Annotated in this window: 10 protein-coding genes; 4 read left to right on the forward strand and 6 right to left on the reverse strand. The window is 70.9% G+C overall.

What is annotated here, in order from left to right:
* Positions 1-59: 59 nt before the first annotated feature.
* The 5 genes from J2851_RS10330 to J2851_RS10350 form a co-directional block, all read right to left on the reverse strand.
* A complete protein-coding gene (locus tag J2851_RS10330; protein WP_209766186.1) occupies positions 60-3,332 on the reverse strand; it encodes a hybrid sensor histidine kinase/response regulator in 3,273 nt (1,090 codons plus the stop codon).
* A 244-nt stretch (positions 3,333-3,576) separates the two neighbouring features.
* Positions 3,577-4,146 carry a hypothetical protein gene (locus tag J2851_RS10335; protein ID WP_209766187.1) on the reverse strand — a complete coding sequence of 190 codons (570 nt, stop codon included), beginning with the start codon at positions 4,144-4,146 and terminating at the stop codon, positions 3,577-3,579.
* Positions 4,147-4,218: 72 nt separating this feature from the next.
* The gene (dapE, locus tag J2851_RS10340) at positions 4,219-5,400 is read right to left on the reverse strand and encodes a succinyl-diaminopimelate desuccinylase (protein WP_209766188.1); all 1,182 of its coding nucleotides are present in this window, start codon (positions 5,398-5,400) and stop codon (positions 4,219-4,221) included.
* Between the two features lie 14 nt (positions 5,401-5,414).
* A complete protein-coding gene (dapD, locus tag J2851_RS10345) occupies positions 5,415-6,257 on the reverse strand; it encodes a 2,3,4,5-tetrahydropyridine-2,6-dicarboxylate N-succinyltransferase (RefSeq protein WP_209766189.1) in 843 nt (280 codons plus the stop codon).
* Positions 6,258-6,548: 291 nt separating this feature from the next.
* Positions 6,549-7,223 carry a pyrimidine 5'-nucleotidase gene (locus tag J2851_RS10350; protein WP_209766190.1) on the reverse strand — a complete coding sequence of 225 codons (675 nt, stop codon included), beginning with the start codon at positions 7,221-7,223 and terminating at the stop codon, positions 6,549-6,551.
* A 155-nt stretch (positions 7,224-7,378) separates the two neighbouring features.
* On the opposite strand from J2851_RS10350, the gene J2851_RS10355 reads away from it, so the two are divergent.
* The 3 genes from J2851_RS10355 to J2851_RS10365 are packed head-to-tail and all read left to right on the forward strand — an operon-like array spanning position 7,379 to position 11,135.
* Positions 7,379-9,097 carry a sensor domain-containing diguanylate cyclase gene (locus J2851_RS10355; RefSeq protein ID WP_307419390.1) on the forward strand — a complete coding sequence of 573 codons (1,719 nt, stop codon included), beginning with the start codon at positions 7,379-7,381 and terminating at the stop codon, positions 9,095-9,097.
* A 14-nt stretch (positions 9,098-9,111) separates the two neighbouring features.
* The gene (locus J2851_RS10360) at positions 9,112-10,455 is read left to right on the forward strand and encodes a DUF2336 domain-containing protein (protein ID WP_209766191.1); all 1,344 of its coding nucleotides are present in this window, start codon (positions 9,112-9,114) and stop codon (positions 10,453-10,455) included.
* Positions 10,456-10,481: 26 nt separating this feature from the next.
* Positions 10,482-11,135 carry a hypothetical protein gene (locus J2851_RS10365; protein ID WP_246500559.1) on the forward strand — a complete coding sequence of 218 codons (654 nt, stop codon included), beginning with the start codon at positions 10,482-10,484 and terminating at the stop codon, positions 11,133-11,135.
* An 85-nt stretch (positions 11,136-11,220) separates the two neighbouring features.
* Here the strand turns inward: J2851_RS10365 and J2851_RS10370 are convergent, their stop codons facing one another.
* Entirely contained in the window at positions 11,221-11,565 is a 345-nt protein-coding gene (locus tag J2851_RS10370; RefSeq protein ID WP_209766192.1) for an endonuclease domain-containing protein, read from the reverse strand.
* Between the two features lie 213 nt (positions 11,566-11,778).
* Between J2851_RS10370 and J2851_RS10375 the strand changes: the two genes are divergently transcribed.
* Positions 11,779-12,507 carry a hypothetical protein gene (locus tag J2851_RS10375; protein WP_209766193.1) on the forward strand — a complete coding sequence of 243 codons (729 nt, stop codon included), beginning with the start codon at positions 11,779-11,781 and terminating at the stop codon, positions 12,505-12,507.
* The last annotated feature ends 7 nt before the right edge of the window (positions 12,508-12,514 follow it).

Below are 12,514 nucleotides of genomic sequence, written 5' to 3' on the forward strand. Positions count from 1 at the left end.
CGTGTTCAATAATCTCTGTGTCTCCGTGCCTCTGTGGTGAATCCCTCCCCACCAACCACTCACCGCCGCGGCACGCCGGAAAGCCGGTGGATCATGTCCTGCAGCATGTCCGGCATCACCGGCTTCTGCAGCAGGTGCGAGCCGATGCGGCCGACCTCCAGGGCGCGGTTCGGGCCGGTGTCGCCGGTCAGCACGATGGACGGGACCGGGGCGTTGCAATAGGCGCGGATGCGGCGGATGGCGTCGGTGCCGGTCCGGTCGTCCGGCAAGTGATAGTCGGCGATGATCACGTCCGGCCGGCGGCGGCGCTGGGCGATCTGGGCCAGCGCGTCCTCCGCGGCGGTGGAGCCCACCGTCTCGAAGCCCCATTCCTCCAGCAGCATGGTCAGCGCCGTCAGGATGGTGGCGTCGTCGTCCAGGATCACGGCCAGCGGCGGCCCGTCCTTCTCGGCGGCGACCAGCAGGGGCGGCGGGTGGGCGGTGTCGCCGATCTCCGCCGCCAGCGGCACCGTGACCGCGAAGACCGACCCCCGACCGGGGACGGAGCGCATGGACAGCTCGTGCCCCAGCAGCGTGGCGAGCCGCCGCACGATGGACAGGCCGAGCCCCAGCCCCTGGGTGCGGTCGCGGCGGTTCGGGCCGACCTGGACGAACTCGTCGAAGATGGCGGCCTGGTCCTCCGGCGCGATGCCGGCCCCGGTGTCCCACACCTCGATGCGCGCCGTGTCGCCGCGGCGGCGGCAGGTCAGCAGGACGCCGCCTTCCCCGGTGTATTTCAGCGCGTTGTCCAGCAGGTTGCCGAGGATGCGGCCGAGCAGCACGGAGTCGCTGCGGATCCACACCGGGCTGCCGACCATGCGGAACTTCAGCCCCTTGGCCGCCATGCGCGGCGCGTAGTCGGCCGACAGGCGCTGCATCAGCGTGACCGCGGGAAAGTCCGCCGGGTCCGCCGCCAGCGTTCCGGAGTCGAGCCGCGAGATGTCCAGCAGCGTGTCGATCAGCGCCTTCAGCCCCTCCAGCGCCTGCTGCATGGTGGCGACCAGCGCCTGGGCCGGGTGGTCGCGCAGCCGCTCGCCCAGCGCGTGGACGAACAGGAACAGCGTCTGCACCGGCTGGCGCAGGTCGTGGCTGGCGGCGGCGAAGAAGCGGGCCTTGGCGGCGTTGGCGGCCTGCGCGTCCTCCAGTGCGGCGCGCAGGGTCTCCTCCATGGCGCGGCGGTCCGTGACGTCCTGGACGACGGCGTTGACGGCGTGGACGGTGCCGTCGGGCAGGCGCAGCGGGTACAGGTTGAACAGATACTGCCGCTCGTTGCAGGGGGAGCAGGGGGACGGGCCGCCGGCGACGCCGTCGTACAGGGGCTCCCCGGTCGTCAGCACCCGGCGGTACAGCGGCTCGATGGCGTCGACCAGCGCGGGCGGCAGGATGTCGCGGAGCGGCCGCCCGATGTGCGCCGACACGGGCAGGCCGTTGGCCGACGCCAGCCGCTCGTTGATGTGCAGGTAGCGCAACTGGGAGTCGATCACGCACATGCCCGCGGGGGCGGTGTTGTAGAGCGACTGGAGCATGGCCTCGGTGCGGCGGTGCTGCTCGACCTCATGCTCCAGGGCGAGGTTGGCGGCGTGCAGGGCCTCGTCGGTCGCCTTGCGCTCCGTCACGTCTTGGACGATGCCGAGCAGGCGCGACGGCCGCCCGTCGGGGCCGGCGGTGCTGGTGCCCGTGCATTCCAGCCAGCGCACCGCGCCGTCCTTGCGCAGGATCCGGTACTCCATCCACACGGTTTCGCGCCGCACAGCCGCCCGCTGCGCGGTGGCCAGCACCAGCTGCCGGTCCTCGGCGTGCACGAAACGCTCGGCGAAGGTGGCGATGTCCAGCGCGTCCGCCCCCGGCTCCAACCCCAGGATGCGGTGCAGCCCGTCCGACCACTGCACCCGGCCGGTGGACAGGTCCCAGTCCCAGCTGCCCATGCCGGCCGCCTCCTGCGCCAGGCGCAGCAGGGTTTCGCTCTCGCGCAGGCTCGCCTCCGACCGGCGGAGGTCGGTCACGTCCACGGTCACGCCGTCCCACAGCACCGCCCCGCCCGGCACCCGGCGCGGCACGGCGGTGACGCGGCGCCAGCGCGTTTCCCCGGCCGCGGCGTATTCCTCGTCGAGGCAGAGGGGCGCCATGGTCGCCGCGGATTCGCGCAGCGCCTCCGCCATCCGCGGGCTGACGGGCAGGGACGGGCCGCTCCACAGGTCGGTCGCGGGGGCCGAGGTGCCGGGAGCCATGGCGCCGGCCGCGGCCGTCGCCCGTATGGCTCCGTTCGGCAGCAGCGCGTGCCGATGGATCAGCCCCGGGACATGGCGGGCGACGTCCGCCACATAGCGGTTCGCCACCCGCTGGCGGCTGAGCGCCGTGACGGAGCGGAACAGCCGGGCCTGGATGACCGCCGTCGCTCCGGCCAGCACCATGGCGACGAGGATGAGGCCGACCAGCAGCGGCGAGGCGCTGAACGGCCCCAGGCCGACCAGGGGGGAGCCGAACGCGCCGGCCGGCTGGACCAGGGCGACGCGCCAGCCGCTTTCCGGGGCGACGGCCGCCGCCGCCATCGCGTCCCGGCCGTCGGGCAACGCCACGGTGGCGATGCCGCCCGGCGTGGCCTCGGCGAAGGGCTGGGGAACCGGCGCGGCGATCCGCGGGTCCGCCGGATCCCCCAGGCTGGTGAGCGCGACCACCCGGCCGCTCCGGTCGATCACCGCGGCCTGGCCATGGCCGGCCAGCTTGCCCTGAAGCCGCGCGCGGAAAGCCGTGGCCGGTATCTTGGCCAGCAGCACGTAGCGCACCGTGTCCGCCCGGACGACGGGAACCGCCAGGCTGACGAACGGGTGGGCGGAGCGCTCGGGCACGCGCTCCACGTCCTTCAGCAGGAAATGCCCCGTGTCGAAGATGCGCGCCACGGCGTCCGGGTCAAGCGGGGGCGGCAAGGGAGCGTCGGCGGGCAGGCGGGTGTTGAGCAGCTGCCGGTCGCGGTCGGCGACCACGACGTTGCCCCAGGTCCCGCGCTGCTCCACCACCTGCGTCGCCAGCCTGCGGAAGGTGGCCATGTCGCCGCTGTCCAGGGACGGTGCCGCCGCCAGCACGCTGAGCGCCGCCACCTCCTCCGCCACCATCTGGTCGAGGGACAGCGCGAGCGTGTCCGCGGCGCGCATCAGCTCGTCCTCGACCTGCCGGCGCGCGTCGCCGATGGACAGGATCACCAGCAGGACGGCGCACAGTGCGGCCGGCAGAAGAGCCGCCGTGATCAGAAGGTAAAGCTGCCGTCGTCCAGGGGTGTACTCACCCGCGCTTGGCATGTCTTGCACCAATGCATACGCGCATATGTTGATCGTAAGCGCAAAACAGGCGAAGCTTCAATACGCAACAGGGCCTATGTTCATGATTTCATTTTTGAAACATAGATGAAGTTCATTAAACACAGAAAGGAAAGGGCTCCGCACGGCAAGTAGTATATCAGCGAGCGACGAGCGTAATCTTTGCCGCGATTCCGGAGGTCCGCTCCGGACCGGCCGCATCCCTGGCAACGGTCTCAGAAAAAACTCAGAGGAGTCCGTCGGCGATGTCGGTGATGATCGCGGACAGGAACAGGTCCACCAGGACCAGGGCGGCGGCCGCCACGCCGGTGACGTCCAGCGCGGTGCGCATGACGAACCACTGGTAGGTCAGCATCGCCAGCATCACGGCGAAGACCAGCGATTCCGACAGGGCCGGCGGCAGCAGGCCGGTGGCGGCCAGCACCACGACGGGCAGGTAGACCGCCATCTGCACGACCGAGGACCAGTTGTAGGCGCAGACGAAGTCCACGTAGCGCGACGACCGGTCGAGCATCCCGGCGACGCTGTGCATCAGCACCGGAAAGGCGGTCCAGCTGATCACGTAGGCGATGGCCTCCACCGCGACGACCTGGACCAGCGGCGTGTCCTGCACCTGGTCCCACAGCCGGATGGTCAGCAGGAGCGCCCAGGCCGGCAGGACAATGACGGCGGCGTAGAAGGACTGCCACGCCCCCTGCGGCGTCCGGTCCAGGTACTGAAGCCCGGTCGGGTCGAAACGCGCCAGACGGTAGGCTCCGAAGACGGAGTAGGCGACGTCCCGGGCATTTAGGGGCATGGGGGCAGCGGCATGGTGGATTCACCGGAAGGTGGCGGGCAGGGTCACCGGGGCCAGTCTCGACACATCGTCTCAGCCGATCCGGTCGAACACGCCGCCGAGGACCGCGCCATAGATGTCGGTCAGGCGGGTCAGGTCGTCCAGCGTCGTGTTCTCGTCCACCTTGTGCATGGTCTGGCCGACCAGGCCGAACTCCACCACCGGGCAGAAATCCTTGATGAAGCGGGCGTCGGACGTGCCGCCGGTCGTGGAATATTCGGGGCGGCGGCCGGTGACGGCCTGTGCCGCCTCGGCCACCAGCTCGGTCAGCGGGCCGGGCGGCGTCAGGAAGCTGTCGCCCGACACGAAATGCTCCAGTTCATAAGCGCCGCCGACCGCGTCGAAGCGTTCGCGCAGCCAGGCCAGCAGCGTGTCCGGCGTGTGGCTGTCGTTGAAGCGGATGTTCAACGTGGCCTTGCCCTGCGCCGGGATGACGTTGTGCGCCGGGTTGCCCACGTCGATGGTGGTCAGCTCCAGGTTGGACGGCTGGAAATGCGCCGTGCCCCCGTCCAGCGGCTCCGCCGTGATGGCGGCCAGCATGCGGGCCAGCCGGGGCAGCGGGTTGTCGGCCAGATGCGGGTAGGCGACGTGCCCCTGCGCGCCGAAGACGGTCAGGAAGGCGGTCATGCTGCCGCGCCGGCCGATCTTGATCATGTCGCCGAGCGCCTTGGGGTTGGTCGGCTCGCCCACCACGCAGGCGTCGAGCTTCTCCCCCTTCTCCTTCAGCCAGCCCAGCACCTTCTTGGTGCCGTTGATGGCGACCCCTTCCTCGTCCCCGGTGATGAGGAGGCTGATGGAGCCCTTCGGCGCGCCATGGTCCCGCAGGTGGCGGGCCGACGCCGCGACGAAGGCGGCGATCGCCCCCTTCATGTCCACCGCACCGCGCCCGTAGAGCCGGCCGTTGTGGATCTCCGCGGAGAAGGGGTCGATGGACCAGCCCTTCAACTCGCCGGGCGGCACCACGTCGGTGTGCCCGGCGAAGCAGAAGTTTGGCCCCTCTGTACCCAGGCGGGCGTAGAGGTTCTCCACCGGCGCCGTGCCCTCCTGCTCGAACCGCAGGCGGTGGCAGGCGAAGCCCAGCGGCGTCAGCGCCGCCTCCAGCACGCCCAGCGCGCCGGAATCCTCCGGCGTCACGCTGGGGCAGCGGATCAGGGCCTGCGCGACCGCGACGGGATCGCAGGGGTCGAAGGCGGGGGCCGCGGCGTCGGTGGTCATTGGAGCCCTCGCGATCAGTCGCGCAGCAGGTCGTTGATCGAGGTCTTGGCGCGGGTCTGCTCGTCCACGCGCTTGACGATCACGGCGCAGTACAGGCCCGGGCCGGGGGTGCCGTCCGGCAGCGGCTTGCCGGGCAGGGTGCCGGGCACGACCACCGAATAGGCCGGGACGCGGCCGACGAAGACCTCGCCCGTGTTGCGGTCGATGATCTTGGTCGAGGCGCTGATGAAGACGCCCATGGACAGCACGGCGCCGCGCTCCACGATCACGCCCTCGACCACCTCCGACCGGGCGCCGATGAAGCAGTCGTCCTCGATGATGACCGGGTTGGCCTGCAACGGCTCCAGCACGCCGCCGATGCCGACGCCGCCCGACAGGTGGACGTTCTTGCCGATCTGGGCGCAGGACCCGACGGTGACCCAGGTGTCCACCATGGTGCCGCTGTCGACATAGGCGCCGACGTTGACGAAGCTGGGCATCAGGATGACGTTCGGCGCGATGTAGGCGGAGCGGCGGACGACGGCGCCCGGCACGGCGCGGAAGCCGGCGGCCTGGAACTGGCCTTCCGACCAGCCCTCGAACTTCGGCGCGACCTTGTCGTACCAGGTGGAGCCGCCGGGGCCGCCGGGGATCGCCTCGTTCGGGTTCAGGCGGAAGGACAGCAGGACCGCCTTCTTCAGCCACTGGTTCACGGTCCAGTCGGAACCCGTCTTCTGCGCCACGCGCAGGTCGCCGGAATCGAGGCCGGCAAGGGCTTCGTCCACGGCGCTGCGGGCGGGGCCCTTGGTGTCGGCGTTCAGGGAGGCGCGGTTCTCCCACGCGTCGTTGATGGCGGTTTCGAGGCTGGCGTGGCTCATGGCGGCATTCGTCTGGGCATGGTGTCCGAGGGTTCGGAACATGGGCCGCAGTCCGCCGCCTTGTCAACAATACGGGGCAATGGGACCCGCAGATCCGTAGGTTGGGTGGAGGCGCAGCCGCAACCCAACAAACCCCGCGGCGCCGACGACGTCGGCTTCCGCCGGCGCTCCACCCGACCTACGCGGTTTTTCACCACAGAGACACGGAGGCACAGAGGTTGGCACGTCCCGGATCGGCCTCCGTGTCTCTGTGCCTCTGTGGTTTTCCCCGTTGCCGTTGCGTCCCGCCGCCTACCCCGCGACCTCGTCCAGCCAGGTCACGAGGTCGTCCACGGTGTGGTCGATGTGGCTGCCGGTGCCGACGCCGCCCTTATCCGGGCGAGCCCAGTCGGCCTCGCTGCGCACCCACACCGTCGTCATGCCCATGGCGTGGGCGGGGACGAGGTTGCGGGCGATGTCCTCGACCATGCAGGCGGTCGTCGGGTCGACGCCGTAATGCTCGACCAGGGTCTCGTAGGGGCGCGGGTCGGGCTTGGGCACATAGCCGGCCTCGACGATGCCGAAGATGGCCTCGAAGCGGCCGTCGATGCCCAGGCGCTTCGTCACGTTCTCGGCGTGCCGGACGGAACCGTTGGTGTAGATGATCTTGCGCCCCGGCAGCCGGTCCAGCGCGCCGGCCAGCGTGGGGGAGGGGGCCACCGGCGTCACGTCGATGTCGTGGACATAGTCCAGGAACGGCACCGGGTCGACGTCGTGCTCGACCATCAGCCCGCGCAAGGTCGTGCCGTGCTCGCGGAAGAACCGCTTCTGCATCACGCGCGCCTCGTCGTAGGAAATGCCGAAATGGTCGGCGATGAAGTCCCCGATGCGCCGGTCGACCTGGGCGAACAGGTTGCACGAGGCGGGATACAGGGTGTTGTCGAGGTCGAAGATCCAGACCCCGACGTCGCGGAGGGAAGCGGTCATGGGGTGAGAATGGGGCGTGGCGCCCCCGCCCGCAAGCCGGATCGGCCAGGGGACCCGCCGAGGACCCGCCGGTGGTCAGTGCGATTGAAGATTGGAGCGGAAAAAGGTAGCATTTTTCCGATATGCTGTAAGGCACGCAGCCGTAGGTTTCATCCGTGCCCGCCGAGTATACCGTGATCCTGCCATCGACCGCCGAATCCGCCGCCCTGCCGGCGCTTGTGGCCGCCTTTCCGGGGCCGGCGATGCTGTTGGCCGCCGACCGCGCCGTCGCGGAGGCGAACGCCGCGGCGGAGGAGCTTTTGACCGGCGATCCCTTGTGGATGGCCGACGTCCAGTCGTGGCTGGCGGCGTCCAGCGTGGCGCCGGGCCTGTGCTCGGTTCCCATCGAGGTGCCGCGCGGCCTGATGATCGTGGAATGGGCCGCCGTTCCGCTGGCCGACGGGGCCGTCCTGCTGGTGGGACGCGACGTGACGCTGGAGCGGCAGCTCCGCCACACCCTCACCGAGTCGCGGCAGCGCTACAAGGATCTGGTCGAGGCGTCGAGCGATTTCGCCTGGGAAACCGGCGCTGACGGCCGATTCGTGTTCGTCACGCCCAAGGGAGCGCTGGGTTACGGCGCCGATGCGCTGATCGGTCGCAACCCCCGCGATCTGGCGATCGACGAGTGGGGCGACCTGCCGTTGCCCTTCGACAGCCGCCGCCCGGTCGACCAGACGGAGCTGTGGCTGAAGCGCGCCGACGGCCTGCCGGCCTGCGTCGTGGCCTCCGCCCTGCCGCTCTTCGGCGCGGGGGGCGTGTGGACGGGCGCGCGGGGCGTCTGCCGCGACGTCACCGACCAGGTGCTGCGCGGGGCGGAGCTGGCGCGCGTGCGCAACCGCGAGAAGCTGCTGGCCCACATCGTCCACACGCTGCGCGACCAGATCGACGCGGCCAAGGCGCTGCACGTCGCGGCGGCGGAGACGGCGCGGGCGCTCGGCGCCGACGGCTGCCGCATCTACCGCGCGGACGAGTCGGGCGCGCTCTTCCCGGCCGCCGACTTCGCCGCGGAAATCCCGGCGGGGTTCGAGCCGGAAAGCTTCCAGCCGATCCTGGACCAGGTCGCCGCGGTGGACGAGGTCGTGGTGACGGCGCTCGGCGGCGATCGGCTGCTGGCGGCGCGGACCGAGCACCGGCAGGCGGTGAACGGCGCCGTGGTGGTCTGGCGCGGCGACGACTCCGACCCCTGGGACGAGGACGACCGCCATCTGATGTCCGGCGTGGCCGACCACATCGGCATCGCGCACGCCCATTTCGCCTACCAGGAGCGTTTGCGCCGCCTGTCGGAGCGCGACGGGCTGACCGGCCTGTTCAACCGCCGCACCTTCTTCGAACGGCTGGAGGAGGCGCTGGCCCGGCCGGAGACCGGGGCGTCGGCGCTGCTCTACGTCGACCTCGACAACTTCAAGGCGGTCAACGACCTGCACGGGCACCAGCAGGGCGACGCCGTGCTGAAGGCGATCGGCACCTTGCTGACCACCAGCGTGCGGCCCGGCGACCTGCCCGGCCGGCTGGGCGGGGACGAGTTCGTGCTGTGGGTCGGCCGCTCCGACGAGGAGAACGCCAAGGCCGTGGCGCAGCGCCTGCTGAACGGCATGGCCGGCCTGCGCCACCTGTCGGCCAGCCCCGAAAAGCCGCTGGGCCTGTCCATCGGCATCGCCGTGCACCGGCCGGGGCGGGAAACCGTGCAGGAGCTGACCGACCGCGCGGATTCGGCCATGTACGACGCCAAGAAGCGCGGCAAGGGCCACTACGCCTTCGCCCCCGACCCTGTGTCGACCGATCCCGTCTCCACCGACCCCGCCAACCCGGCCTCTCCCCTGGGGGCGAGCCTGTGAACCGACGTGCCGACATGCTCAATCCAAAGCCGCTCGACCCGTCCCTGCTCGACCCCAGCGACTATGAAGCCGCCAAGGCGATGGCGCGCAGCGCCGACCCGGCGGTGCGCCAACGCGTGGCGGCCTCGCCGCTGACCCGGCCGGAGCTTCTCTACTTCCTTGCCGCGGATGCGGCGGCGGAGGTGCGCCAGGCGATCGCGACCAACGCCGGCACGCCGCGGCAGGCCGACCTGATGCTCGCGAAGGACCGCGAGGTGGCGGTGCGCGGCGCCGTGGCGCAGAAGGTCGCCGGGCTGCTGCCCGACCTGAACGCCGACCAGGCGTTGCAGGTGGAGCGGCTGACGCTCGATTGCCTGGAGGCGCTGGCCCGCGATCAGGCGACGGAGGTGCGCGGCATCCTGGCGGAGGCGTTGAAGGAGTTGCCCGGCGCGCCGCACAGCGTCATCAACCGGCTGGCCCGCGACGTGGAGCTGTCGGTCTGCGCGCCGGTGCTCCAGCATTCGCCGATCCTCACCGACGAGGATCTGGCCGACATCATCCTGGCCGGGCCGGTCGCCGGCGCCCTGTCGGCCATCGCCGGCCGCAAGAGCGTCTCGGCCTCCGTCGCCGACGCCATCGCGCGCTCCGACGACGAGGCGGCGGTCACGGCGCTGCTCGCCAACCCCTCGGCCCAGATCCGGGAGGAGACGCTGGACCGCATCCTGGACCAGGCGCCGCAGCACGAGCCCTGGCACGCCCCGCTGGTCCGCCGGCCGAAGCTGCCCGCCCGTGCCGTGAGCCGGCTGGCCAGCTTCGTCGCCGACAACCTGCTGAAGGTGCTCCAGGAGCGCACCGACCTCGACCCCACGGCGGTGCGCGCCTTGGCGGAGGCGGTGCGGGCGCGGCTGAACCGCGGCGCGGCCCCGGCCGCCGGCGCGGGGGCGGCGCAGCCCCGTGGCCTCGTCGATTTCGGCGAGGAGGAGCTGGGCCACAAGGGTGGCAAGGACGGTGACAAGCCGGCCGAACGCCCGTCCGACAAGGCTGCGCGGCTCGCCAAGGAAGGCAAGCTGACCGAAAAGCTGCTGGAAGGGGCGCTTGCGGAGGGCGACCGCGCCTTCGTCATGGCCGGCTTGGGCGAGCTGGGGCAGATCCCGCTGCCCATCGTCGACCGCATCATCGGCACCCACGCCTCGCGCGCGGTGACCGCGCTGGTGTGGCGCGCCGGCCTCTCCATGCGCTTCGCCCGGCAGGTCCAACTGCGGCTTGCCCAGATTCCGCCAAAAACGGCGCTTATGGCTCGGGACGGCGTCCACTACCCGATGTCCGACGACGAGATGCGCTGGCAGCTCGCCTTCTTCGGGCTCGAAGACAAGACGTGACGCCGAGTCACCACACGGATCCGTCCATGCGCATCCCGGCCTTCGTCCTGTTTCTCGCCGCCGCCACCGTTCCGACTATCGCGGCCGTCTCTCCCGCCCCCGTCCTCGCCGCCCCGCCGCCCGCCTCGCCCGAGGAGCGGGAGGTCGCGGCCGTCTTCGAAAGCGCCCGCTCGGCACTCGCCCAGAAGCGCGGGGCCGCGGTGGTGCCCATGCTGTCCCGCGCCTCCGTCACCAAGCTGGAGGCGGTGCGCACCGCCGCCCGCAGCGGCGGCGACTCCGGCCTGACCACCCTGGAACCGGCGGAGAAGTTCGCCGCCATGGGGCTGCGCCGCTACGTCAGCCCGTCCGACCTGCGGCGCATGTCGCTGAGCGAACTGGCCGACCACGGCATCCGGCACGGCTGGTTGGGCCCCAACGTGATCGGCAGCAGCGGCCTCGGCCCCGTCCGCGTGAAGGGCGACCGGGCGTCGGCGCTGCTTCTGGTGGACAACCGCCCGGCGCTGGTCCCCGCCGACTTCGTTCGCGAGGGCGGCGCGTGGAAAATCGACGTCACCAACGTCTTCACCTTCGGCAGCCAGATGCTGAAGGGCTTCGCCGCCATGTCCGGCAAGAGCGACGAGGTCTACATCGCCGACCTCCTGGAAAAGCTGCCCGCCAAGCCCGCGGCGATGCCGCGGTGACGGCTCAGAGCCCCTCTCCCCTTGTGGGAGAGGGGTTGGGGTGAGGGGTAAACGCCGGCAACGCTGTTGTTTTCAAGCTCGTAGCTTACAGCGGCCCATCGAAAAGACGCCCCTCCGCCACGGCCAGGATCGTTTCCAGGACTCCCGTCAGGTTGCGGAACACGTCCGGGTTCCAGATCCGCATGACCTGATAGCCTTGCGACTCGAGAAACGCCGTTCGCTCAGCATCCGCCACGACCGTGTGCTGGCTTCCATCCAGTTCGACGATGAGGCGACGGTCGTGACAAATGAAGTCCACCACGTACCGCCCCATCCGCTGTTGGCGTCGGAACTTCAACCCGGCCAAGCGCCGGTCTCGGACGGCGCCCCATAGGAGCTTTTCCGCATCGGTGGCCGATTGACGAAGTGATCGTGCCCTCTGCGAGGTCATGCGCCGGTCCCCCTCACCCCAACCCCTCTCCCACGGAGGGGAGAGGGGCTACTCGCCGACGAACGTGTGGGCTTTCGTGATGCCGGACAACGCGCGAAAGGTCTCACGCAGGGCGTGCGGGATGTACCCCGCCCGCGCATCCGTCCGGCGTTGCGTGGATCCCAGTGATTGCGTTACAGTCCCGGCGCACGCACTAGTCGTTGGTGCCAGCCTATGACCGCTCCGGATGGATTTCCCCTCGACGCGCTGGATTCGCGATCCGACGCGCCTGTCCGTTCGGAAGCGGACCTCTTCCCGGGCTCCGCAACCGCCGCCGTCGCGCCGCCCGACGCTCCTCCTGTGGCCACCTACGCCGTTTCCTGCCCGGCGCGCTTCGCCGCGGCCGTGCTGACCCTGGCCCGGGCGCGCGGGATCGACCTGTCGGCGCTGGCCTCGGCCGCGCTGATGCTGGCTCCGGACCGGATGCCCGATCCGGGCGTGCCGGACGAGCCTGACGAACGCGCCGTGCTGGTCCTGCGGCTGGCCCCCGGCCTGGACGACGCGGCGGTCCGCCGCGCGCTGGCGGCGGCGCTGGCGCTCGCCGATCCCGGGCTGCGGCTGGTTCCCGTCGCCGAGGTCGGGCATCTGGAAGCGGCGGTGGAGACCCTGACCTACCGCAACAAGGCGCTCGCCCACGCGCTGGAGCGGGTGTCTTTCCGGCCGCTCGACGGGCCGATGACGCAGGTGCGCGACGCCGCGCAGCTGTTCGGCTTCGTCAACGAATGGTGCTTCGACGAGGATCGCGTGGTGAAGCGCTTCCGCGAGCTGGCGCCGGTCTACCACCCCGACACCGGCGTGGTCGCCTGCCGCGAGCGCATGGCCCAGCTGATCGACGCCCGCAACCTGCTGATCCGCCACGTCCGCACCGCCTACCACTCCGCCGCCTGGGCGGACCGTCGCTGACCGCGAC

Source organism: Azospirillum rugosum, from assembly GCF_017876155.1.
In the GTDB taxonomy this organism is placed as follows: domain Bacteria; phylum Pseudomonadota; class Alphaproteobacteria; order Azospirillales; family Azospirillaceae; genus Azospirillum; species Azospirillum rugosum.